At 70.3% G+C, this 21,762-nt stretch carries 26 protein-coding genes, 1 tRNA gene and 3 pseudogenes; 10 read left to right on the forward strand and 20 right to left on the reverse strand.

The window, feature by feature from the left end; genetic code table 11:
- Positions 1-166 precede the first annotated feature (166 nt).
- Entirely contained in the window at positions 167-1,459 is a 1,293-nt protein-coding gene (locus QUE79_RS02280) for a GNAT family N-acetyltransferase (RefSeq protein ID WP_286345239.1), read from the forward strand.
- A 297-nt stretch (positions 1,460-1,756) separates the two neighbouring features.
- On the opposite strand, the gene QUE79_RS02285 is transcribed toward QUE79_RS02280, so the two are convergent.
- The gene (locus QUE79_RS02285) at positions 1,757-2,863 is read right to left on the reverse strand and encodes a LacI family DNA-binding transcriptional regulator (protein ID WP_286345240.1); all 1,107 of its coding nucleotides are present in this window, start codon (positions 2,861-2,863) and stop codon (positions 1,757-1,759) included.
- A gap of 95 nt (positions 2,864-2,958) precedes the next feature.
- On the opposite strand from QUE79_RS02285, the gene QUE79_RS02290 reads away from it, so the two are divergent.
- Positions 2,959-3,756, forward strand: a complete 798-nt coding sequence (locus QUE79_RS02290) for an isocitrate lyase/PEP mutase family protein (protein ID WP_286345241.1) — start codon at positions 2,959-2,961, stop codon at positions 3,754-3,756.
- Between the two features lie 94 nt (positions 3,757-3,850).
- Positions 3,851-4,615: a VOC family protein gene (locus QUE79_RS02295; protein ID WP_286345242.1), complete on the forward strand. Its 765-nt coding sequence runs from the start codon at positions 3,851-3,853 to the stop codon at positions 4,613-4,615.
- Positions 4,616-4,687: 72 nt separating this feature from the next.
- On the opposite strand, the gene QUE79_RS02300 is transcribed toward QUE79_RS02295, so the two are convergent.
- The 6 genes and pseudogenes from QUE79_RS02300 to QUE79_RS26075 form a co-directional block, all read right to left on the reverse strand.
- Complete coding sequence (locus QUE79_RS02300; protein ID WP_286345243.1) at positions 4,688-5,968, reverse strand: YihY/virulence factor BrkB family protein; 1,281 nt, start codon at positions 5,966-5,968, stop codon at positions 4,688-4,690.
- A gap of 39 nt (positions 5,969-6,007) precedes the next feature.
- Positions 6,008-6,304: a DUF3618 domain-containing protein gene (locus QUE79_RS02305; RefSeq protein WP_286345244.1), complete on the reverse strand. Its 297-nt coding sequence runs from the start codon at positions 6,302-6,304 to the stop codon at positions 6,008-6,010.
- Positions 6,279-6,737, reverse strand: a complete 459-nt coding sequence (locus QUE79_RS02310) for a phage holin family protein (protein WP_286345245.1) — start codon at positions 6,735-6,737, stop codon at positions 6,279-6,281. The genes QUE79_RS02305 and QUE79_RS02310 overlap by 26 nt, the downstream gene beginning before the upstream one ends.
- Positions 6,738-7,013: a hypothetical protein gene (locus QUE79_RS02315; protein ID WP_286345246.1), complete on the reverse strand. Its 276-nt coding sequence runs from the start codon at positions 7,011-7,013 to the stop codon at positions 6,738-6,740.
- A 112-nt stretch (positions 7,014-7,125) separates the two neighbouring features.
- Positions 7,126-8,117: pseudogene (locus tag QUE79_RS02320) on the reverse strand (prenyltransferase).
- A 106-nt stretch (positions 8,118-8,223) separates the two neighbouring features.
- A pseudogene (locus QUE79_RS26075) lies at positions 8,224-8,313 on the reverse strand (lycopene cyclase); the annotation flags it as partial.
- On the opposite strand from QUE79_RS26075, the gene QUE79_RS25075 reads away from it, so the two are divergent.
- A complete protein-coding gene (locus tag QUE79_RS25075; RefSeq protein ID WP_350271752.1) occupies positions 8,288-8,476 on the forward strand; it encodes a hypothetical protein in 189 nt (62 codons plus the stop codon). The pseudogene QUE79_RS26075 and the gene QUE79_RS25075 overlap by 26 nt on opposite strands.
- A 1-nt stretch (position 8,477) precedes the next feature.
- Here the strand turns inward: QUE79_RS25075 and QUE79_RS02330 are convergent, their stop codons facing one another.
- The 4 genes and pseudogenes from QUE79_RS02330 to QUE79_RS02345 all read right to left on the reverse strand — a co-directional run bounded on the left by QUE79_RS02330 (position 8,478) and on the right by QUE79_RS02345 (position 12,542).
- Positions 8,478-8,861 carry a lycopene cyclase domain-containing protein gene (locus tag QUE79_RS02330; protein WP_286345247.1) on the reverse strand — a complete coding sequence of 128 codons (384 nt, stop codon included), beginning with the start codon at positions 8,859-8,861 and terminating at the stop codon, positions 8,478-8,480.
- Positions 8,862-8,870: 9 nt separating this feature from the next.
- A pseudogene (gene crtI / locus QUE79_RS02335) lies at positions 8,871-10,567 on the reverse strand (phytoene desaturase family protein).
- Positions 10,564-11,442 carry a phytoene/squalene synthase family protein gene (locus tag QUE79_RS02340; protein ID WP_286345248.1) on the reverse strand — a complete coding sequence of 293 codons (879 nt, stop codon included), beginning with the start codon at positions 11,440-11,442 and terminating at the stop codon, positions 10,564-10,566. The pseudogene crtI and the gene QUE79_RS02340 overlap by 4 nt, the downstream one beginning before the upstream one ends.
- Positions 11,439-12,542, reverse strand: a complete 1,104-nt coding sequence (locus QUE79_RS02345) for a polyprenyl synthetase family protein (protein WP_286345249.1) — start codon at positions 12,540-12,542, stop codon at positions 11,439-11,441. Before QUE79_RS02345 ends, QUE79_RS02340 begins: the two co-directional genes overlap by 4 nt.
- A 19-nt stretch (positions 12,543-12,561) precedes the next feature.
- Between QUE79_RS02345 and idi the strand changes: the two genes are divergently transcribed.
- On the forward strand, positions 12,562-13,137 hold the full coding sequence (idi, locus tag QUE79_RS02350) for an isopentenyl-diphosphate Delta-isomerase (protein WP_286345250.1): 576 nt from the start codon (positions 12,562-12,564) through the stop codon (positions 13,135-13,137).
- 163 nt (positions 13,138-13,300) lie between these two features.
- On the opposite strand, the gene dcd is transcribed toward idi, so the two are convergent.
- Positions 13,301-13,903, reverse strand: a complete 603-nt coding sequence (dcd, locus tag QUE79_RS02355) for a dCTP deaminase (protein WP_286345251.1) — start codon at positions 13,901-13,903, stop codon at positions 13,301-13,303.
- A gap of 111 nt (positions 13,904-14,014) precedes the next feature.
- Here dcd and QUE79_RS02360 point away from each other — a divergent pair, with 111 nt between their 5' ends.
- Positions 14,015-15,088, forward strand: a complete 1,074-nt coding sequence (locus QUE79_RS02360; protein ID WP_286345252.1) for an NAD(P)H-quinone oxidoreductase — start codon at positions 14,015-14,017, stop codon at positions 15,086-15,088.
- On the opposite strand, the gene QUE79_RS02365 is transcribed toward QUE79_RS02360, so the two are convergent.
- From QUE79_RS02365 to QUE79_RS02390, 6 genes are read right to left on the reverse strand one after another with little or no spacing between them, the layout of a single operon-like run.
- Positions 15,085-15,309 (reverse strand): hypothetical protein, encoded by a 225-nt coding sequence (locus QUE79_RS02365; RefSeq protein ID WP_286345253.1) that lies wholly within the window; start codon positions 15,307-15,309, stop codon positions 15,085-15,087. The genes QUE79_RS02360 and QUE79_RS02365 overlap by 4 nt on opposite strands.
- Positions 15,276-15,698: a hypothetical protein gene (locus QUE79_RS02370; protein ID WP_286345254.1), complete on the reverse strand. Its 423-nt coding sequence runs from the start codon at positions 15,696-15,698 to the stop codon at positions 15,276-15,278. The genes QUE79_RS02365 and QUE79_RS02370 overlap by 34 nt, the downstream gene beginning before the upstream one ends.
- Positions 15,695-16,327, reverse strand: coding sequence for a hypothetical protein (locus QUE79_RS02375; RefSeq protein WP_286345255.1), 633 nt, complete (start codon positions 16,325-16,327; stop codon positions 15,695-15,697). The genes QUE79_RS02370 and QUE79_RS02375 overlap by 4 nt, the downstream gene beginning before the upstream one ends.
- The gene (locus tag QUE79_RS02380) at positions 16,324-16,806 is read right to left on the reverse strand and encodes a hypothetical protein (RefSeq protein WP_286345256.1); all 483 of its coding nucleotides are present in this window, start codon (positions 16,804-16,806) and stop codon (positions 16,324-16,326) included. Before QUE79_RS02380 ends, QUE79_RS02375 begins: the two co-directional genes overlap by 4 nt.
- Positions 16,803-16,994 carry a DUF2273 domain-containing protein gene (locus QUE79_RS02385; RefSeq protein ID WP_286345257.1) on the reverse strand — a complete coding sequence of 64 codons (192 nt, stop codon included), beginning with the start codon at positions 16,992-16,994 and terminating at the stop codon, positions 16,803-16,805. Before QUE79_RS02385 ends, QUE79_RS02380 begins: the two co-directional genes overlap by 4 nt.
- Positions 16,991-17,482 (reverse strand): Asp23/Gls24 family envelope stress response protein, encoded by a 492-nt coding sequence (locus QUE79_RS02390; protein WP_286345258.1) that lies wholly within the window; start codon positions 17,480-17,482, stop codon positions 16,991-16,993. Before QUE79_RS02390 ends, QUE79_RS02385 begins: the two co-directional genes overlap by 4 nt.
- Before the next feature lie 161 nt (positions 17,483-17,643).
- Here QUE79_RS02390 and QUE79_RS02395 point away from each other — a divergent pair, with 161 nt between their 5' ends.
- The 3 genes from QUE79_RS02395 to QUE79_RS02405 are packed head-to-tail and all read left to right on the forward strand — an operon-like array spanning position 17,644 to position 19,180.
- Entirely contained in the window at positions 17,644-18,267 is a 624-nt protein-coding gene (locus QUE79_RS02395; RefSeq protein ID WP_286345259.1) for an RNA polymerase sigma factor, read from the forward strand.
- Entirely contained in the window at positions 18,264-18,827 is a 564-nt protein-coding gene (locus QUE79_RS02400; RefSeq protein ID WP_286345260.1) for an Asp23/Gls24 family envelope stress response protein, read from the forward strand. The genes QUE79_RS02395 and QUE79_RS02400 overlap by 4 nt, the downstream gene beginning before the upstream one ends.
- A complete protein-coding gene (locus QUE79_RS02405; RefSeq protein WP_286345261.1) occupies positions 18,824-19,180 on the forward strand; it encodes a hypothetical protein in 357 nt (118 codons plus the stop codon). Before QUE79_RS02400 ends, QUE79_RS02405 begins: the two co-directional genes overlap by 4 nt.
- A gap of 628 nt (positions 19,181-19,808) precedes the next feature.
- Here QUE79_RS02405 and QUE79_RS02410 read toward each other — a convergent pair.
- Positions 19,809-20,324, reverse strand: a complete 516-nt coding sequence (locus QUE79_RS02410; RefSeq protein ID WP_286345262.1) for an NADPH-dependent FMN reductase — start codon at positions 20,322-20,324, stop codon at positions 19,809-19,811.
- A gap of 294 nt (positions 20,325-20,618) precedes the next feature.
- On the opposite strand from QUE79_RS02410, the gene QUE79_RS02415 reads away from it, so the two are divergent.
- A tRNA-Gly gene (locus QUE79_RS02415) sits at positions 20,619-20,689 on the forward strand.
- Positions 20,690-21,058: 369 nt separating this feature from the next.
- Here the strand turns inward: QUE79_RS02415 and QUE79_RS02420 are convergent.
- Positions 21,059-21,253: a hypothetical protein gene (locus QUE79_RS02420; RefSeq protein WP_286345263.1), complete on the reverse strand. Its 195-nt coding sequence runs from the start codon at positions 21,251-21,253 to the stop codon at positions 21,059-21,061.
- Positions 21,254-21,762 lie beyond the last annotated feature (509 nt).

The raw sequence follows: 21,762 nt of genomic DNA on the forward strand, positions 1-21,762 counted from the left end.
CAAAGGCTTCGTCGTAGGGGTGATCGTCGAAGGTCTGGCCGGGGACGCCGGCGGGACTCTCTGAGTGTAAGCGCATACATTGCGTGTGTGCAAGGGCGTGGCGGTGTTCGCCCGCCGGCCTCCATCTGATCCTGCTCGCTTTTGGGCCGTGCCCTACGCTGGTCCGATGGCCTCCTTCGATGACGACTACGTCGTGCGCACCTTCTCCCCGAGCCTCGTCGACGGCAAGCCCGACCCCGCCACCGCCGCCTGGCTGGCTGCGACGCGGATCGGCTTCCATGAAGACGACGACCCGGACAAGATCCGCGAGTCGGCCCTCGGCGCGATCGACGACGGACGCGTCTTCAGCGGGGTCTACGCGCGCACGCCGGTCGCCGGCTCGCTCGGCGACGACTGGCCGGTCGGCACCTACGCCGGCTACACCAAGTCGATCAACGTCGGCGGCGGAGCCCTCGTCGACTCGTACCTCATCTCGGACGTCACCGTGCGCGCGACGCATCGCCGCCGCGGGATGCTCCGCCACCTGATGACCGATCGGCTCGCCGCTGCGGCCTCGTCCGGCCACAGCATCGCCGCACTGACGGCCAGCGAGTCGACCATCTACCGGCGCTTCGGCTTCGGCCCCGCGACCCGCAAGCGCAGCATCGCCATCGAGCGCGCCGCTCCGTTCAGCCTCCTCTCGGCACCCTCCGGCCGGGTCGAGATGGCCACCCCGTCGTCGCTGGCCTCCGTCGCCCCGCGTGTCTTCGCGGCGTTCCACTCGGTGACACCGGGGTCCGTCGACCGCCAAGGGCAGTACGGCAACCTCTACAACGGCCTCGACTACGAGACGGCGAAGCCCGCCCGCGCACTCCGGGCGGCGATCCACGTCCCCGCCGACGGAGGGCCGGCCGACGGCTACGTCATCTACTCGATGGTCGCCGAGGGGTCGCTGTCGGTGCTCAAGATCGACGACCTGGTCGCGCCGACCCGCGACGGGTTCCTCGGGCTGTGGGACTTCCTCGGCTCGGTCGACCTCGTCGACGAGATCCGCTGGAGCAAGGCGCCCGTCGAGAACCCGCTGCTCCACGCGCTGACCGGCAGCCGCACCCTCGAGACGAAGGGCGAGTCGGACCACGTGTGGCTGCGCCTCCTCGACGCGCCCGCCGCCCTCTCGGCCCGGCCCTACTCGACCGACGGGTCGCTCACCCTGCGGGTGCACGACAAGCTGGGCTACGCGGAGGGCACCTTCCTCCTCGACGCCGCGGACGGCACGGGGCACGCGACACGCATCGGCGACAACGCCCCCGCCGCCCTCGAACTCGACGCCGCCACGCTCGCGACGCTCTACCTCGGCGGGGTGCCGGCGACGCTGCTCGGCTCGGCCGGGCTCGTCGCGGAGCACCGCGCCGGCGCGCTGCTGCTGGCCGCGCGCCTGTTCGCGCAGGAGCGGCCGGTGTACGGGGTGACCGACTTCTAGGGTTGGCGCTCGCTGCCCGCCCGCCCGCGTGGGCCCCGCCGGAGGCCGGGCCTCCGCGAGGCCGGGCCTCCCCGAGGTTGGGCCTCCTCCGAGGTTGGGCCTCCTCCGAGGTTGGGCCTCCTCCGAGGTCGCACCTTCCCGAGGTCGAACCCCTCCAGAAATCGAAGGGGATTTTCGCCGCCGGTGCGAGTTCATGCGGATCGGAGGGCCTTCCGGCGAAAATCCCCTTCGATTTCGGGCAGGCAGGCGGGCACGGCAGGCAAGCAAGCAGGCAAGCAGGCAGCAGGCAGGGCCGCGCTAAGGGGTCGGCGGCGCGCTCTCGCGGAGCAGGATCTGCACGGGGAGGGTCACGCGCTGGGGCGGCAGCGATGCATCGGCCAGGCGCGCGACGATGGTGCGAACGGCAGCACGACCGAGCTCGGCCATCGGCTGGCGGACGGTGGTCAGGCGCGGGATCGAGAAACGGCCGGCCTCGATGCCGTCGAACCCGGTGACGAGGACGCGGCCCGGCACGTCGACGCCGCGCGACGCGAACACGTCGAGCACGCCGAGTGCGGTCTGGTCGTTCGCACAGATCACGGCGTCGGGCACGGTGTTCGTGTCGACCAGGTGCTCGCCCACCTCGCGGCCGCGTTCGCGACCGAAGGTCCCCGTGATGATCCTGCGTGATCCTGCGAAGCGACCGTCGAGGAGCCCGGCCTCGAGCCCGGCGTGACGATCGGCCTCGTCGGGCGAGTCGGCGGGACCGGAGACGTACACGAGCGACCCGACGTCGTGCGCGGTGACGATCTGCCGGGTGAGGGCGCGCATGCCTCCTGCGTTGTCGACGCCGACGTGGTCGACGGAGTCGTCGGGCCGCGAGTCGGCCAGGACCACGACGGGGATGCGGCGCGAGACGTGAGCCAGCATGTCGGCGGGTACGGTCTGCGCGATCACCGCCAGCCCGTCGACGCGACCGGCGATGTCGTTGATCATGGCGTCGCGGCTCGGCCCCCGGCCCGCCGCGACCATCAGGGCGAACCCGTGCCGCCAGGCCTCCACCTCGGCCCCGCGGAGTACCTCGTCGAAGTAGAAGCCGGTGGAGGGCGGCGACGCGAGGGTCTCGCGGTCGTCGATCAGCGGGATGGCGGACGTCAGGATCGGCAGCGACCCCGACGCGTCGGTGACGTCGGGGACCTCGAGGCTGTCGTGGCCGGGCAGGAAGAGCCCGAGCACTCCGGTGCGACGCCCCGCGAGCCCCCGCGCCGAACCGCTCGGCACGTAGCCGAGGTCGCGCACCGACTCGAGCACGCGCGCACGGGTCTCGGGACGGACCGCGTCGGGCTGCCGAAGCACGCGCGAGACGGTCGCGATCGAGACGCCGGCGTGATCGGCGACGTCGTAGACCGTGGGAGCCTTGGCCATTGCGCCAGTTTAGGCGCGCGGGTCTGGCAGCTTCCGCGCCACCGCTGGCAGGGCGGGTCTGGCGAGGAGGCTCCCGGGCTGGTTGGCTTGGGTCCATGTCGATCCAGTCCACGGCCGAGAAGGCCGAACTCCTCCGTTCCTTCCACGTTCCCGGCGACCCGCTGATCGTCACGAACGTCTGGGACAGCATCACCGCCCGCATCGTCGCGGCCGCTCCGGGCGTCAAGGCTCTCGCCACCGCCAGCCACTCGATCTCCGAGGCCCACGGCGTCGAAGACGGCGAAGGCCTCGACGTCGACGAGGCCCTCGCCGCGGCGCAGCTCATCATCCGCTCGGTCGAGCTGCCCGTGTCGGTCGACTTCGAGAAGGCCTACGCGCAGGATCCCGCCGGCACCCGTGACAACGTCTGGCGCCTCATCGAGGCGGGCGCGGCCGGCCTCAACATCGAAGACTCCCGCGGGCGCGACAAGGGCGAGCTCTACGCCGTCGACGCCCAGGTGGCGAAGATCACCGCGGCCAGGGCCGCCGGAGACCGCGCCGGAGTGCCGATCGTGATCAACGCCCGGGTCGACGCGCTGGCGGGCGATCCTGCCGCCTGGGACGACACGATCCTGCGCGCCAACGCGTATCTCGACGCCGGGGCCGACGTCGCGTTCGTCCTCGGGCTGTCGACCGAGCAGCAGGTGGCCGACGCCGTCGCGCAGATCCACGGCAAGGTGTCGGTCATCTCCGGGGCCGGTTCGGTTCCGCTCGCGCGCCTGGCCGAGCTGGGGGTCTCGCGCGTCAGTTTCGGGCCCAGGATCATGGGACTCACACTGGCCCACCTGCAGAGCGCCGCCGCGACGCTCACCGCTCGCGGCGACTACCCCGCCGAGCTCGGCTTCGACTTCTGATCCGCGGGCGGGAAGGCCTGTGGACGACCTTCCCGCCGGCCACCGGGATGCTCTAGTGTCGGCGGCAGCAACCCGCTGACGAACGGAGCTCCCCATGCCAACGCCCACCGATTTCCCCACCGGCGCGCCCCTCTGGATCGACCTCAACAGCACCGACGTGGAGGCGTCGAAGGCCTTCTACGGGGGCCTCTTCGGCTGGACCTCCTTCACTGCGGGGCCCGATTTCGGCGACTACGTCACGTTCTCGCTCGACGGGCGTCAGGTCGCGGGCATGGTCGAGAACTCCGAGCCCGACACGATTCGCGACTTCTGGACGGTGTACCTCGAGACCGACGACGCCGAGACGACGGCCCAGGCCGTCACCGGCGCCGGCGGGTTCGTCATCATGGGCCCGCACCAGGTCGGCCCGATGGGCACGATGCTTCTCGCCAACGACGCCGACCGCGCAGTGGTCGGGGCGTGGCAGCGCGACGAGATGCGCGGCTTCCAGGCGGTCGCCGAACCGGGTGCTCCGGCCTGGTTCGAGCTGCACACCACCGCATTCCACGACTCCGTGCAGTTCTACCAGCAGGCTTTCGGCTGGGAGACGGCGACGATGTCCGACACTCCGGAGTTCCGCTATGCGCAGCTCAAGGTGGGCGACGACTTCTACGCCGGCATCATGGACGCCTCCGCGTACTGGCCCGCGGGCGACCCCGCCCAGTGGATGGTGTACGTCAACGTCGCCGACACCGACAAAGCCATCGCGCGGGCCGTCGAGCTCGGCGGCGCCATCGTCGACGAGCCCGCCGACACGCCCTTCGGCCGCCTGGCGACGATCTCCGACGCGACCGGTGCGCTCGTCAAGGTGATCTCGTAGGGCGCGGGGCGGTTCGGGGCCAGGGGCGGCGCGCGGGGCGGTTCGGCGCTGGGCCGCTGCGCCCGGCCGGCCTCAGACGAAGTCGGCCGGGTTGTCCACGGGGTTCTTGTCGCGTTCCTGCTCGCGCCGGGCACGGCGGCTGAGCCCCGTTCCGTCGGGCTCGGCGTGCTCGTGCTCCGCTTTCTTCCGCGCGGCGGCGTCGCGCTCGGCTGCTTCCTCGTCCGCTCCGGTCGACTTCTCGGCTCGCTCGCTCTCCCGTGCGGCGCGCTCCCGCTCGGCTTCGGCTTCCTCCTCGGCACGGATCTCCTCCGCCGAGGCCTGCCGAAGGCGCATGCCGTCGAGCACGTCCTGGGCGTGCTTGGCCGCCTTCTTGTCGCTCTGCTTCGTGTCGCGGGGAGGCAGCTGGATGTCCTCCTCGGCGCGGATCCCGGCTTGCAGCTCCCGGCCGCGCTCGGTCTCCGCATCGAATTCGGCGCCGAACAGGAGGGCGTTGTTCGTGATCCATAGCCAGAGCAGGAAGGCGATGACACCACCGAGGGCACCGTAGGTCTTGTTGTAGTGGGAGAAGTTCGCGACGTAGAAGGCGAAGCCCACCGACGCGACCAGCCAGATCGCGATGGCGAGCAGGGCGCCCATGCTCATCCATCGGAACCTCGGCTGCTTGACGTTCGGGGCGAAGTAGTAGAGCACGGCCACGACGAGCACCACGATGAACGCCAGGACGGGCCACTTCACGACCAGCCACACGTCGACGGTCGCGTCGCCGAGACCGATGAAGTCGCCGATGGTGCGCGCGATGTCGCCGCTCAGCACCAGTATCAGCCCGGCGAGAACGACGAGGACAACCGCGATCACGGTGACGAGCAGGTTGGTCGGGCGGAGCTTCCAGACCGGCCGACCCTCGCTGCGGTCGTAGATCCGGTTCAGCGCCCGCCCGAAGGCACCGACGTAACCGGACGCCGACCAGATGGCACCGAGCACACCCACGACGAAGGTGACGCCGGCGGCCGGGGAGCCGGTGAGTGATTCGACGGGGCCGCGAATCGCGGTCACGACGTCGTCCGAGGCGAACTGACCGACCAGGTCGAGCACCTGCTGCGTGGTGTTCTTGGCCTGGCCGAAGAGACCGAGCAACGAGACGACGGCGAGCAGACCGGGGAAGAGCGCCTGCACGGCGAAGTACGTCAGCGCGGCCGCGAGGTCGGTGCAGCCGTCGCTCGAGAATTCACGGAGCGTCTTCTTGAACGTGTAGAGCCAGGTCCGCTTCGTGAGGTCGGCGGGGCTGCTCGGCTTGCCGGCGTCGGGATCCTGCGTCGGATCGTCTGCGATCGCGGTCTTCGACGAGGGGGCCATGGGGATCTCCGGGAGGGTCGACTGCGTGGGGCTTGGGAGTCAGCGCCGGGAGCCGCGAGACGCGAGGCGGGCGACGCCTGCCACGGCCGCGGCGAGACCCGCAGCCCCGGCGGCCGCAGCCGCCAGAACTTTGGGATCGTCCGACACGCGCTTCGTGACAGCCGTTCGAGCTCTCCTGAACTGGTTCTTCGGGTTCAGGCGGTTTTCGAGTTCGTCGAGCGTGGCCGCGAACTCCTCGCGGGCCCGCGCAACGTCGAGCTCGCGCTCGGGGATGCTGCCGCCGGCGGCCTTCTGGGCCTCGGCGGACGAGTCAGGGTCGTTCTTCGGCGGAGTCATTCCGCTCCCCTTTCAGCGCGTGGACGTCGCTCTTGACGTTCTTGATGGTTTCGGTCGGCACCGGAGGGACACCGCGCTTGAGCGAGCGGACCCCGACGAGCGCCAGGACGGCGACGATCACGAGCAGGGCCGCGGCGACCAGGAGAGCGGCCAGCCAGGGCGGCAGAGCCGTCGAGACGGCGAGCACCGCCGCCGCGATCAGCACCTCGAGCAGCACGAACGCGAAGACGGCGGCACCGACGAGAAGGCCGATGCCCACTCCGGCGGCCTTGAGCTTCGCGACGAGCTCCGCCTTCGCCAACTCGATCTCGCCGCGGATGATCCGCTTGACGAGGTCGGGCAGCGACGAGAGCAGGCTCCCGATCGACTGCCGCTGCGGCTGGTCGTCCGAGTCCGAGTCCGAGTCCGAGAAGAGACCTCCGAACAGAGCCATTTACGGAGTGATCGGATCGGTCTTGGAGGTCGCCGACTTGACCTTCTCGGTCGCGGCGTGGGCGGCATCCTGCGCGCCCTCCTGGACCTTCTTCGCCACGATCGGCGCCTTCTCGGCGACGAAGTCTTCGGCCTTGGTCACTCCGCGCTGCACGTTCGGGTCGTGCCAGACCTTGTCGGCGCGGTTCTTGATCTTCTCGTACGACTGACGACCAGCGCGGGCCCCGACGACGTATCCGGCCGCGAGCCCTGCAACGAACAGGATCTTGCCTTTCATGGGGTTCTCCTTGGGTAATCGGTGGTTCGTAAGCTTCTACGCTGGCACCGCGGGCGCGCCAGCGCCCAGATCCGGGGCTTCCTGTCGGGTTCGGGGGTACAGCGTGGCGCGCTCAGCGTCCCAGCGCGACCCACCAGATCAGTAGCAGCGTGGTGAGAAAACCACTGATGAAATTGAGGAGCAGGAAGCGCTTCCAGCCGCGGTTGGCTCCTCGGCATCCGCGTCGGGGACGTTCCACCAGGGGGCGACCGTCACGGCGTAGGGGATCACGAGGATGGCCGCCAACGGGCCCGGCCACGCCGTCAGCAGCATCAGCACGCCGGCCAGAACGTACGCGGCGAACGCGAAGCGGACGGTCGCCTTCGCGCCGAACACCGTCGCGATGGAGGCGATCCCGCCCTCCCGGTCGGCGACGACATCCTGCACGGCTCCGAAGGCGTGGCTCGCCATGCCCCAGAGGAAGAAGGCTCCGAGCAGGGCGAACAGCTGCGGCGTGAAGACGACGCCGGCGAGCACCAGGCCGTAGACGGCGGGGCTGGTGAAGTGCGTGCTCGACGTCAGGGAGTCGAGGGCGGGGCGCTCCTTGAAGCGGAGGCCGCCGAGCGAGTAGGCGACGACCGCGAAGACGCTCACCGCCAGGACGAGCCAGCTCAGCGGAGACCCGACGAGGACGAAGAACACGAGGAACGGAACATTGGTGATGACGACGGCACGCAGGATGCTCGCGTGGAAACGTCTGTCGAGCATCGCCCCCTCGACGCCGCCCTTGCGCGGATTACGGAGGTCGCTCTCGTAGTCGTAGACGTCGTTGATGCCGTACATCGCGAGGTTGTACGGGACGAGGAAGTAGACGATCCCCACGACGGCGATCAGCCAGTCGACCTGGCCGAAATCGAACCGGCTGTACGAGAGGTGCAGGATCGACGCCATCGCCGGGCTGGGATGCCCCTGATCGAGAGGAGCGTAGGCCGTGTAGCCCGCGGCGCGGCTGATCGCGGTCGTGCCCGCAGTGCCCAGGATGTACGCCGCCGCGAACGGGAACGCCGTGTTCACCCAGCTCAGCGGTCGTGACACCGCGAACAACGCCTTCAGAGTGTCTCTCACCGTTCCCCTCCCGGCGGGCGTCGGACCGTGCGCGGGTGCCGAGCAGCACCCAGAGCGACGGAAGCAGGACCAGCGCCGCGACCGCGTACGAGAAGTCTTCCAGGGGTGCGATGCCGATGAAGACCCCGCTGATCTTCGACGCGTCGTAGCCGACCAGCCCGATGCCGATCATGACGTTGTCGAAGACGGCGGTCATCACCAGGAGAATCCCGACGGCGATGACGCAGGAGGCGAGCCTCCGGCGCCGCTGCGGCGTCGTCGCGCGCGGGCGGCCGCGGCTCCGCCGCGCGGACACGGCGAGGGCCGCGATGCCCGTCGCCGCGACGATCGCGAGGAACACGGCGTCGAGCGCCCAGTAGGTCATGAGGCGTCCTCGCGGCGAGGGCCGCGGCTTCGTTCACGTCGACCACTCCGACCGTGACCTGCCGACGCGACGGCGTCGACCACGAGCGGCACGCCCGCCACCAGGTTCATCGTGAGGTAGCAGAGCAGGGCCAGGAAGAACGGCTCCTCGAGGGGAAGCTCGGGCGCCACCTGAAGACCGGTCATGAAGAAGGTCTCGCCCCGAAAGAAGATGCCGAGACCGATCCCGAAGAGGTCCCAGACGAGGAAGAACGCGATTCCCACGGGCAGGATCACCGCCGCTCGGACCCGGTCGCGCCAGAAGAACAACCGGAACCGCCGGTCGAGGACCACCATGGCGGCGAGCGCGATCAGGAGCCCGAGAAGGTAGAGAATGCCCACGGCGGCGCCTCAGGAGCGTGCCGCGTCGCGAGCGGCCTGGCGCTCGGCGGCGTCCGGCCGCGGCTCGGGCAGCGGCTCGGTGCTGGTGTCGCCGCGAAGGTTCTTGAGCAGCACCTCGGCACTGATCAGGCACATCGGCAGGCCGATGCCGGGCCGCACCGATCCGCCGACATAGTAGAGGCCGCGCACCTTCTTCGAGACGTTGCCGGCCCGGAACATGGCGCTCTGCGCGAGGGTGTGCGCCGGGCCGAGCATGCTGCCCGACCAGGAGTTGTAGTCGTCGACGAAGTCTTGCGGGCCGCGCGTGCGGCGGAGGACGAGTCGGGAACTCAGGTCCGAGACGCCGGTCCAGTCGGCGATCTGCTGGATCACGGCGTCGCCGAGGGCTTCGAGCTGCGTGGAACCTGAGTTATCGACCGCGACGGCGGCGCCGGGGAGTGCCCCGGAGCCTCCCGGGCCGTCGCCAGCGGCGGCGGCCCCGGGAGCGACCCGGAGCCGAGCGCGGGCTCGGCGGGCAGCGGCACCAGCACGAAGAGGTTGGTGTGCCCGGCCGGCGCGGTCGACGGGTCGACGACGGACGGCTTGCAGACGTAGAGCGACGGCGGCGACGGGATCGACTTCGGCTCGTGGAAGATGCGCCGGAAGTTGTCGTGCCAGTCGCGCGAGAAGAGGAGCGTGTGGTGCTCGAGCTCGGGCAGCTCGCCCGAGACGCCGAGGTACATCAGCAGGGCGCTGGGCCCGGGGTTCTTCGACGCCCAGTACTGCTCGCCGTAGGTCTGCAGCGCGATGGGCAGGAGCGCGGTCTCGGTGTGGTGCAGGTCGGCGGCCGACACGACGACATCGGCCCACGCCGTGTGGAGCTCGCCCGACGCGTCGACCCAGTCGACACCGGACGCGGCGGGACGCACGCCGCCGGAGGTCCGGATGCGCGTGGCGGTCGCCTCGGTCACGATGCTGACACCGGCCTCCCGGGCGAGCGCGGCGATGCGCTGGATGACGGTGGTCAGTCCACCCTGCGGGTAGAGCACGCCGTCGTCGAGGTCGAGGGTCGACATGAGGTGGTACATGCTCGGCGTCTCGTAGGGCGACGACCCCAGAAACACGGCCGGATAGCCCAGGATCTGCCGCAGCCGCGGGTCGGACACGGTGCGCGCGACGAACGAGTCGAGGCTCTGCAGGAGGAGCCGGCCGAGGGTGGGGAGGCGGGTGACGACGTCGCGTCGCAGGAGCGGGGCCCAGCTGCGGAACGACGTGTAGAGGAACCGCCTCTTGGCGACGTCGTAGGTGTCGCGCGACGAGGCGAGGTACTCGCGGATCCTGCGCCCTGCCCCCGGCTCGATGCTCTCGAAGAGGGCGACGTTCTCGTCGAGGCCGTGCGGGATGTCGATCGGCTCGGGGGTCCCCTCGAAGAAGACCCGGTACCCGGGATCGAGCGACACCAGGTCGAGCTGCTCGGCCGAGGAGGTTCCCATCAGCCGGAAGAAGTGGTCGAAGACCTCGGGCATGAGATACCAGCTGGGGCCCAGGTCGAAGCGGAAGCCGTCGGACTCCCACGACGAGGCGCGGCCGCCGACCTCCGAGCTCTTCTCGAGGAGGGTCACCTCGTGCCCCTCCTTGGCCAGGAGCGCGGCGGACGCGAGCCCGGAGATGCCGCCGCCGATGACGACGACCCGCCGCCCGTTGCGGGTCACGGAGGGCGAGGTCACGAGCCGCCACCGACCGACGAGACACGGCCGGCTGCGGAGGCGGCGGCGATCCGGACCTTGACGGGGTTGGGCACCCGGATGCGCGTGTGCATCAGCTCGGTCGCGGGAGTCGCGGCAAGGCGACGGTTGAGCTCCGCGAAGAGGCCGTGCGCCAGAGCCACCGCCCGGCGGGACGACGACGGCAGCGACGGGATGATCTCGCCGGAGACACGCAGGTCGTCGTCGATGTCGGCCACGAGGCGGTCGCGCTCGGCGTCGCTGAACGACGACGGATCGACGCCCGGGAAGTAGCTGCGGCCCAGCGTCTCGAAGTCGTCGTGCAGGTCGCGGAGGAAGTTGACCTTCTGGAAAGCGGCACCGAGGGCCCGCGCGCCCGTCTCGAACCTCGCGACGGACGACGGGTCGTACGAGCCGCCCTCGAGGAACGCGCGCAGGCACATGAGCCCGACCACCTCCGCCGAGCCGTAGACGTAGCGGTCGAACGACTCCTGGTCGTGCTCCGTCTGGCTGAGGTCGCGGCGCATCGACTCGAAGAACGGCGCGGTGAGATCGCTGTCGAAGCCCGCGCGCCGAGCCGTGATGGCGAAGGCGTGCACGACGAGGTTGGCGCTGAAGCCGAGCTCGATGGCGCGCAGGGTCTCTCGTTCGAAGTCGTCGAGCAGGCGAGCACACCCGGCGGTGTCGGCCCCGGCCTCGCCGGCCGGCCCGTCGACGATCTCGTCGGCCACCCGCACGAGGGCGTAGATGTTCTCGACGTCCTGACGCACGCCCGAGCCCAGCAGGCGCGACGCCAGCCCGAACGACGTCGAATACCGCCGGATCACGCCGCTCGACGTCTCTTGGGCCACGCGGTCGTAGAGCGCGAGCCGGGTCATCGGTCGCGCTCGAGCACGGTGTCGACGACGGGGCGCAGGATCACGCGCAGATCGGCAGGCACGATGTCGCCGTCGAGCACGGCCAGCGCCCGGGCGGCGTGCTCGTCGACGAGGCGCTCCGCCTGGGCTCGCGCCCCGCAGCTCACCAATCGCCCGCGGACGTGCTCGGCCTCGGCCTCCGTCAGGTCGGACTTGCCGATGAACGGGCGGATCGCGAACCACTCCCCCGTCGTGGCGGCCTCGGCGATGAGGACGGTGCGCTTGCCCTCGCGGAGGTCGCCGAGGGTGGTCTTGCCGGTATCGGCCTCACTGCCGAAGACCCCGAGGAGATCGTCGACGATCTGGTAGGCGATCCCGACCTCGCGGCCGAACGACTCGAGGGCGTCGATGAGCGGGCGCTCGGCCCCGGCGAGCAGCGCGCCGGCCATCAGCGGAGCCTCGAACGAGTAGACGGCGGTCTTCGCGCGCTCCATGTCGAGCACCTCTTGCACGGAAGGCACCTCGCGCGCCAGGGCGAGTTCGACGTCGAGCAGCTCGCCGCCGGCGCTGGCGAAGATCGCCTCGTCGAGCAACTCGAGCAGACCGAAGCGGACGTCTTCGGCGCAGGTGACGCCGAGCAGGAGCCGGCTCGCCCCGGCGAGCGCGAGGTCGCCGGCGATCAGCGCCGCAGACATCCCGCGGTGCTCGGCGGCCGGCGACGCGATGCCGGCCGTGGTCGCGGTGTCGCGGTAGCTGCCGGAGACGTTGGGGATGCCGCGCCGGGAGAAGTCGCGGTCGATCACGTCGTCGTGCACGATGAGCGCCGTGTGGAGGAGCTCGAAGGCGGCGCCCACCAGGGCGCAGGCCTCGTCGTCGGTGCCGCCCAGCGCCTCGTACGCGGCGACGACCATCCGCGGCCGGAAGCGCTTGCCGCCGACCGAGTTGCGCTCGAGGACGTCCCACAGGTCGACGTACCGCGGGCCGAGGGCTGTTGCGCGCCGTTTGGCGGCGGCGAAGAAGTCTGCGAGAACCCGGTCGACCAGCACAGTAGTGTCGAGCGTGGCACCCGCGGTCGACGCGGCTCCGGCCCGCGACCTTGCGAGCAGGTGATCACCGTCCATTCTGTGAGACTACAGCGCGATGAAATCCGAACCTCAGGCACTTCCACAGCAGGAGACGGCTCCCTCCCGAGACGTGCACGACGAGCTCGTGGTATTGGTCGACGAGGCCGGGAATTCGATCGGAACGTACCCCAAAGCTCGGGTCCACACGAAAGAAACCCCGCTTCACCTGGCTTTTTCCTGCCACGTCACCCACCCGGAAACGGGGGACATCCTGGTCACCCGACGCGCGCTCGCCAAGGCGACATGGCCCGGAGTGTGGACCAACTCGTTCTGCGGACACCCCGCACCCGGCGAGACACCGCGCGAAGCGGTCGCCAGGCGGGCGTTCCAGGAGCTGGGGATGCAGGTGGCGGAGGTGACCTCGATCCTGCCCGATTTCCGCTACCGCGCCGTCGACGCCTCCGGCATCGTCGAGAACGAGATCTGCCCGGTCTTCACGGCCGTGGCCGTGGGCGAACCCCACCCGTCGCGGGACGAGGTCGCCGAGTGGGTGTGGATCGCTCCGGCCGAGCTCCGCGCCGCCGTCGCGGCCGCGCCGTTCGCGTGGAGCCCGTGGCTCGGGTGGCAGCTCGCTGCCTGGCCGGGCGCCTGAGGCGCGCGCTCGCTCCTTTGCCCTCGCCCTCGCCTCGCCCTCGCTCTCGCCGTCGCCCTCTCCCGAAATCGAAGGGGATGTTCTCCCGCGCCCGAAAGTGAGGCGGATCGGAGCCCGTTGCGCGAAAATCCCCTTCGATTTCGGGAGGGGCGGGCGGGCGGGGCTACTGCTGCGCGGAGGACGGGGCCGCGCGGGTATCGGTGCGCGTGAAGTTCTGGAACGAACGGCTGGCCGTCGGGCCGCGCTGGCCCTGGTAGCGCGAACCGTAGATCGACGAACCGTACGGGTTCTCTGCCGGGCTCGACAGGCGGAAGTAGCAGATCTGCCCGATCTTCATGCCCGGCCAGAGCTTGATCGGCAGGGTCGCGACGTTGCTGAGCTCGAGCGTGACGTGACCGGAGAAGCCCGGGTCGACGAAGCCGGCCGTGGAGTGCGTCAGCAGGCCGAGGCGTCCGAGTGACGACTTGCCCTCGAGACGGGCCGCGATGTCGTCGGGCAACGTGACGAGCTCGTAGGTCGAGCCGAGCACGAACTCGCCCGGGTGGAGGATGAACGGCTCGTCGGGGTCGACCTCGACCAGGTGCGTCAGCTCGGGCTGGTCGGCGGCCGGGTCGATGAACGGGTACTTGTGGTTGTCGAACAGCCGGAAGAACCGGTCGAGCCGCACGTCGATGCTCGACGGCTGGATGAGGGTCGGGTCGTACGGGTCGAGCCCGATGCGTCCGAGGTCGAGTTCAGCCTTGATGTCGCGATCCGAGAGCAGCACGCGGCCAGCCTACTGATCGGTGCGGCGTCGTCGAAGCGGGACGACTTCTCAGGAGGCAAGCCGCGCCCTCGACGACAGCCTCGTGCAGCGACAGGGTGCAGGATCGGACGCATGCGCGTAATCCTGATTTCCCAGCCGGGCGGCCCCGAGGTGCTCGTCCCCGGCGAAGCGCCTGAGCCCGTGGCCGGGCCGGGCGAGGTCGTCATCGAGGTGGCGGCCGCCGGCCTGAACCGAGCCGACATCGGCCAGCGGCAGGGCAGCTATCCGCCGCCGGCCGGCACGGTCGAATGGCCCGGCATGGAGGTGTCGGGGACGATCGCGGCGGTCGGGCCGGAGGCAGGCGCCGGCGGGGCCGGCGGCAGCAGGGCCGGCGGCAGCGGTGGCGGTGGCGGTGGCGGCAGCGCAGCCAGCGGTGGCGGTGAGGTCGGCGCCGGTAACTCAGGTTGGAAGCCGGGCGACCGCGTCTGCGCCCTCCTGCCCGGCGGCGGCTACGCCGAGCGCGTGGCGATCGACGCGGGCCTGGTGCTGCCGGTTCCGGACGGCGTCGACCTCGTCGACGCGGCCGGCCTGCCCGAGGTCGCGGCCACCGTGTGGTCGAACGTCTACGTCAACGCCGGGCTGAAACCGGGCGAGACGCTGCTCGTCCACGGCGGGACGAGCGGAATCGGCACGTTCGCCATCCAGCTCGCGGTGGCCCTCGGTTCGCGGGTGATCGCGACCGCCGGCACGGACGACAAGGTCGCCTTCTGCGAGAGCCTCGGTGCTTCGAGCCTGAATTACCATCAGGACGATTTCGTCGAGACGGTTCACGACCTCACCGACGGGCACGGAGCCGACGTGATCCTCGACCTCGTCGGCGGCGACTACCTCGCGCGCAACGTCCGGGCCCTGGCCGTCGACGGCCGCATCATGGTCATCGCGAACCAGTCGGGTCAGGCGTCGAGCTTCGAGCTCGGGGCGCTCATGCAGAAGAGGGGCAGGATCTGGGGAACCACGCTTCGCCCCCGGCCGCTGCCCGAGAAGCGCGCCATCATCGCCGGGGTTCGCGAGCACGTCTGGCCGCTGCTCGAGGCGGGCACGGTGCGGCCGGTGATCGACCGGGTGTTCCCGCTCGACGAAGCCGCCGCCGCCCACCGGTGGATGGAGGACGGCGGCCACATCGGCAAGATCCTGCTGAGGGTCTAGCGCACCCGGGAGTCGGCGCCGGGCCGCGCGGGCGAGGCCCCGGTGACCTCCAGCAGCACGGGCAACGGTCGCCCCGTGCCGAGCACGAGATCGAGCCCACGGACCGCGACGGATGCGGCCTCGACCGCGGCGCTGGGCGACGAGCCGGCCGTGAGGCGGAGGCGCAGTTTGAGGGCCGGCTCGCCCTTCAGCTGGTAGGCGGCGACGGAGACGCCCGACACGTCGCGGCGTGCCGAGAGCACGTCGACGAGCGCCGTCTCGGCGAACCGGGACGACACCACGATGCTGCCGGCCGCGTCGTCCGACTCCACGATGCGATCGATCCGGCCGCGCCCCGAGTCGACGCGGCGATGATGCCGATGACGACCACGATCAGGCACAGGACGGCGAGGAGCCAGGGCAGATAGCTGCCCGAACCGGAGAGCCGCGCGTCGGAGAGCGATGTGCCGGCGAGTGCGGATGACTGGGCGTCGCGCGCCGAGCGGACGGCGTCGCGGGCGAAGCCGCCGCCGGGCAGAGCGACCAGGATCAGCGCGGCACCCACCAGGAGGGTGACGAGCCCCGCGACGACGAGGAAGAGACGGTTGGCGAACCGGTTGGAGGTGGTCATGCGCCGAGCCTTCCCGTGCTGGTGGTGCGGACCTCCGGAGTGACCGGAGGCTGATAGGCGGTGGCCCCGAGTTCGTCTCGAGCGGCCGCGAGCACGGCCTCCTCGTCGACGCGGACGCCGCTGGCCGGGGTGACCGTGAGACGAGCGCTTCGCCGCGAGACCCAGGTGGTGACCTGGCCGGGCGCGAGCGCGGCTGCCGTGCGAGCGCTCCTCGAGAGAGCCGCCGCGATGACCTGGTCGTCGACCACGACCGCGACGCGCGAGTCGTCGATGGTGTGGCGGCCTCGACGGCCGGAGGTGACGCCGACCACGATCAGGATGATCCCGACGACGGCGGCGACGATTCCGGCGGCGATCACCAGACCGCCCTGCGTCGTCGAGGCGGACAACAGCGTTGCGAGGACATCGATCGGGGAGAACAGGAGGGCGCGCATGCCGAGTGCGGCATACACCGATTCGAGGCCGACGTAGGCAGCGACGATGACGAGGGCGATCAGGACGACGATGGCTGCGCCCGAGCGAGAGGAATGGGTCTCGCGGCGCAGGATCCTGCGGTACAGGCTTGCTGGGACGCTCGGCATGATGGCGCCGTCGGCCTGGGTGGGTACGGCGGAGGCGGTGGTGGTCATCGGAGCCCAGCTGTCTTCTCGAGGTGGCTGCCCGTGACGGTGACGTCGACGCGCGAGACGGCACGGCCGGTGATCTCGAAGAGACGCCGGGTCACCGTCTCTTGGAGGGATCGCACCGTGCCCAGGACACCGCCGGGCTGGACGACGAGGCCGGGCGTGAGCGCCGGGACGTTCAGGGGCGTCGAGACGCGGAGGGCGAGGTTGCCCTCGTCGTCGCGCGCATCGACCCGGACATCGCGTCGGTCGACGACGAGCGTGTCGGCCACGACGGCGCCGCCGACCTTCTGGAGGACGCGCGGCGCGATGCTGACGTGACCCGGGATCACCGGTCCGCGGCCGGGCACGTCGGCCGCAGTCACGGAGTGGTCGAGGGTGGCCGCCGAGGAATCAGGAATCGACGACCACCCGCTCGAAGCCGCGTCGGCACCGTTGTCGGCGGCGGCGGTCTGTGCGCCGGGGGCGGCGTGAGGTTCGGTCATGACGAGGAGCGCCGTCCGCGGATGACATCGACGAGGCTGGAGACGTCGAGCTTTCCGGTGACGATGCGTCCGACGAGGGCTCCGACGGCCATGAAGACCGCCACCAGGATGAAGGCCCAGAAGCCGAAGGCCACCGCGACGATGCCGAGGACGGCGCCGATCGCGATGCCGGTGGTGGTGGCGGTCACTGGACGCGGCTCTCAGCGGGAACGGAGTCGCTGCCGTTGTCGTCGTCGTCGCCCGGGATGTGCACGTCGTTGATCGCGACGTTGACCTCGGCGACCTCCATGCCGACGAGCTCGACGATGGCGCGGGCGACGGCCGCGCGGACCTGCTCGGCGACGGCGTTCATCGGGGTCGGGTACTCGACGACGATCGTGACGTCGGCCGCGACCTGGGTCTCGCCGACCTCGACCCGGACGCCCTGCGACAGGTCGCTCGAGCCGATCACGTCGCGGATGGCGCCGAACGCGCGGGCGGCGCCGCTTCCGAGGGCGAAGACCCCGGGAACCTCGCGGGCGGCGATGCCCGCGACCTTCGAGATGACGCCGTCGGCGATGACGGTCTTGCCCGCAGCCACACCCGACGGGATCGTGGTGGTCGTGGTGACCGGGGTCGCGACCTTGTCGACGCGGCTCGTGGTCGCGGCGGGTGTCGGAGTGATCTTGTCGGCCATGGTGGTGCTCCTTAGATACGTGGTGCTCGATGGAAGTGGACGGGCGGATCGACCTCTCGAACCGCTCTGGAGATGAGACGCACGCCGCCGGCGAAACGTCACGCGAAACGTCGAACTTTTTCGGAGGCCCGCTTCGCAGCTTGTGGGAGTTTGCTGGGGGAGTGAATCTCGCCGAACGCCCGCGAGGCCTGGCCGCCGAACGCGAGGCGCCGCCCGGGCCGGATCCGTCGCTGCTCGACACGGCCACCGACGGACTCCTGGCGCGTCGCGCGTCCGACGGCGACGAGCACGCGTTCGAGACGCTCCTGCGCCGGCACCTTTCGCTCATGACCGCCTACGCGACGCGATTGACCGCTTCGCGCGCCGACGCCTCGGACGCGGTCCAAGAAGCGTCGATCGCCATCTGGCGCGAGCTGCCCACCCTCACGGCGCCGGACGCCGTGCGCGGCTGGATGATGAAGATCGTCTCGCGCAAAGCCTTCGACCTCATCCGCTCGCGGAAGCCGACGGCCGACGTCGACGACGACGCCGTGGTCGCGCAGTTGCCGGTGACCGACGCCGGTGATCCTGCTCGCCTCGCCGTCTCGGCCGATGCCATGTCGGGGCTACGCCGCGCGCTCGACGCGCTGCCCGCGCTGCAGCGGCAGGCCTGGATCCTGCGCGAGGTCGGTGGCGAATCGTACGGCGAGATCGCTGAACACCTCGGCATCACGACCACCGCGGCCCGCGGCCAGCTCGCCCGGGCCCGCGAGAACCTGACCAGAGAGATGGAGGCGTGGCGATGAACGACGACACCGTGACACTCGAGCGCCTGGCCCACTACCTCGACTCCGGGCGGGTCCCCTACGACCCGTCGATCGAGGACGTCCCTGAGAACGCCAGTCAGCTCGCGACGCTTGAACGGCTGCGCGTCCTCTCGGGAGAACTCCTCGCCGAAGACGCTGCAGCCGACCCCGACCCCGACCCCCGCTGGATCAGCGGCGTGATGGAGCGCGTGCGGCAGGAGGCGCGCTCCGGCCGCGACATCCCACTCGACTCGGACGGCGCGGCCACGCTGCACATGACCGAGGGCGCGGTGCGCGGGTTGATCCGCGAGGCCGGTGACTCGGTACCAGGTGCCGTCGTGATCTCGTGCTCGCTGGGCGGCGACGTCTCCGCGGCCGACGCCCCGGTGCGCGTCGAGGTCGTCATCAGCGCGCTTCGCGGGCAGTACGTCCCCGTGATGGCCGACGAGGTCCGCGAGGCGGTCACGCTGCAGTTGCTCCGCCAGACCGAGCTCGACATCGAGGCCGTCGACATCGTCGTGGGCGACGTGCACCTCCTCGAAACGGGGGTCGCGTCGTGAGCGACCTCGAAGCCGTCCGGCTCCGCGCGCTGGCCGACGAACTCGAAGCCCTCGTCACCGAAGTGCCCGGGGTGCTGCGGGTGCAACCCCGATTGGGCGTCGCGCGGTTCGCGAAGCGGGTGGTCGAAGGCCTCGTCGCGGCGCGGCAGGGCGCAGGATCGCAGGGGCTCCTGCCCCGAATCGGGGTGACCGTCACCGCAGACGCGACTCTCGTGTCGCTCGACGTCGCGGTCGCGCGCGATCACTCGGGGCCGGTCGTGGTGCGGGCGGTGGCCGCCGCCATTTTGCAGCGGCTGGCCGGTGAGGCGTTGCCGCCGGCGAAGGTGGACGTGCGGATCGTGTCGGTCGGGTAGCGGCTCGGCGGGGTTGCGCCTGCGGGCGCGGTGCGGGGTGGTTGGCGTTTCGGGGTGGCGGTGGCGGTGGCGGGCGCGGCGGAGCCGGCGGAGCCGGTCGCGGCGCGGTGCGGCGCGGCGCGGCGCGGCGCGGCGGTAACTCAGGCTGCAAGCGGCGGCACGCGCGTGCAGGCACGAAATTGCGGCGGCTCGGCGCTTGCAACCTGAGTTGCCAGCCGCCGGGGTTGGGGGCAGGGGCACGCGCACGGGCGGCGCCTGCGGGCAGCAGGACGAGTCGCCGTGCGGCGGTAACTCAGGCTGCAAGCCGCGGCACGGGCGCGCAGGCACGAAATTGCGGCGGCTCGACGCTTGCAACCTGAGTTGCCAGCCGCCGGGGCAGGGGCACGGGCGGAGGGACGCCTACCCGCGCCCGCCTACGACACGACACGAATCGCTCGGAAGAGGTTGCCGCGATACACCAGCGGCTCCTGCTCCTGGCGACGTGACCATCCCGACCTCGACGCCGCCGGTCTCGGCGCAGAGAGTTCCAACTCCAGTGGGGATGGCGCCTAAGGCCGACTTCACGGAGGCGGCGGCACAGCGGTGGCGTCCGAATCGAGAACGCTGACGAGAGCGGTGGAGCGCGGGGTCAGCTGCCCCCGGTCGAGCGGGTGGTGGTCGCGCAGGCGAGGACGACGTCCTTCCACTGTCCGACCCAGCCGGCGTACGCCTCTGGTTCGGCGTACAACTTCTCGTTGAGGTAGAGGCCCTGGGTCGGTGCGGTCGCTCCCAGCTCGACGAGGACGGGCTTCAGCAGGAGTTCGGGAGCGAGCGCATGAGTCGGCCCGGCGCCGAGCATCAGGGGGACGACGGTGACTCCGGCGAGGCCCGTGGCTCCGGCGAACTGGTCGAGGAAGCACTTGAGCACCCCCGTGTAACTCGCCTTGTAGGTCGGCGAGGCGACCACGACGAGGTCACTGCCGGCGACGAGGTCGACCGCGGCCTTCACCGTCTCGTCTCCCCAGCCGAGCAGCGACGGTCCGAGCGTGACGACGTCGACTTCGCGGTCGGGCGCGCGCCCAGCGAGCGCTTCGGCCACGTGCCGCGCGGCGTCGAGGGTGCGGGAGGCAGGCTTGGGGTTGCCTGCGACGACGGTGACGATCATTCGATCTCTCTCCTGAATTCGGTAGTACCGGTAGAGACCGGGCGTATTTCCCCCGCGTGCCCTGCACATTAAACGTCGATTGCGGCGGTGAAGACCAGCCCCTGACCACCCTGTCGCCCACAATTCGGCTGGTCACACGTGCATTCGGCTGCGGCCGCTTCGCTCACGCCGGAGCCGCGCGGCCCTGGGCGCGATCCGAAGGGACGCGGCGGGAAGGATGCTCGTGATCGACCTCGAATCGCGCTCCCGCCGACCTTCGGTATGCTGGTGGTACTGCTCTTCCGAGTGCGGTGCGCGAATGTAGTTCAATGGTAGAACTCCAGCTTCCCAAGCTGGTAGCGCGGGTTCGATTCCCGTCATTCGCTCTGCGAGTCACACATCAGAGTGTCGTTTCTCAAGCTAAGTGAGACTTCGCTCAAGGTAGTTGAGACTTTCAGCCCGAAACGAGCCGATTCTCGGTAAGTCTTCGAGATGGGTAACGAATGGGCCTTGGACCACAATGACTATTGCCGACCTAGTTGTAGCTGGTGGAGCCACCCCCATGTCGGCGTCGGCACACGAACTGCGGGCATGGAAAAGCCCCCGGGTTGGTCAGGAACTGGGGGAGTCTTGACGCCCGGAGGCTGTACGACTAGTGGGGGAACCAGTCGCCCACAACGGTACGCAGCACCAACGATGTCCGCCACGCTAGCGGCCGAGTTTTCACTATGCGTTTCACCTGACGGCGGGGGTATTCAGGCCGGCCATTGCTCGGGCTCGGGGTGGTGACGGTCGATATACGCTTGGATCTGGTCCTCGTGCTGGATGATCCATGCGACCGCCGAGTTCAAGGTGTCAAAAGTGCGCAGCCAAGGGCGGCCGCCGTTGTCGTCGCGGCAGTGGGCGTAAGCGTCGTAGACGTGCCGGCCGTTCAGAGAGCGCATGTTCACGTACCCGATTGGCGCCGACCGGTGTCGTCGCACCTGCCAAGTTCCATAGGTCCCCGGGACTGGTGGGACGGCGAGCGGGTGCGAGGGAATCGGGCGGCGCAGAATCTTCGCAATCGCCTCACCGGAACCCTGCACACCCATGCTCGGAACCGTACGGGCGACCCCCGACACGGAAGCGCCCCCGCCAACGGTGTTGGCGGGGGCACCCCGTTTTCCTGCTAGCCCTTCCGCCACAGGTCAAGCAGCAACCGGGCCACGGTCACGAGCAAGCTCGCGATCCCTAGCCAGGGCACTGCCTTCCTGGGCGGACGGTCACCGGTGTCATCAGACATCGGGCCACCTCCTGGTGTACGCGCCGGCGAACACAAGAAGCGGAGCCAGAGGTGCGTAATCGAGCGGACCCGATTACACTGGACTCGAGCGATGAACTCAGGGATCGTATGCATCCCCTGGCTTTACACTCGGAAGCCAAACCAAAGCTCACGACCCGGCGAGGTCGTGGGCTTTAC

Source organism: Frondihabitans sucicola (assembly GCF_030296615.1).
In the GTDB taxonomy this organism is placed as follows: domain Bacteria; phylum Actinomycetota; class Actinomycetes; order Actinomycetales; family Microbacteriaceae; genus Frondihabitans; species Frondihabitans sucicola.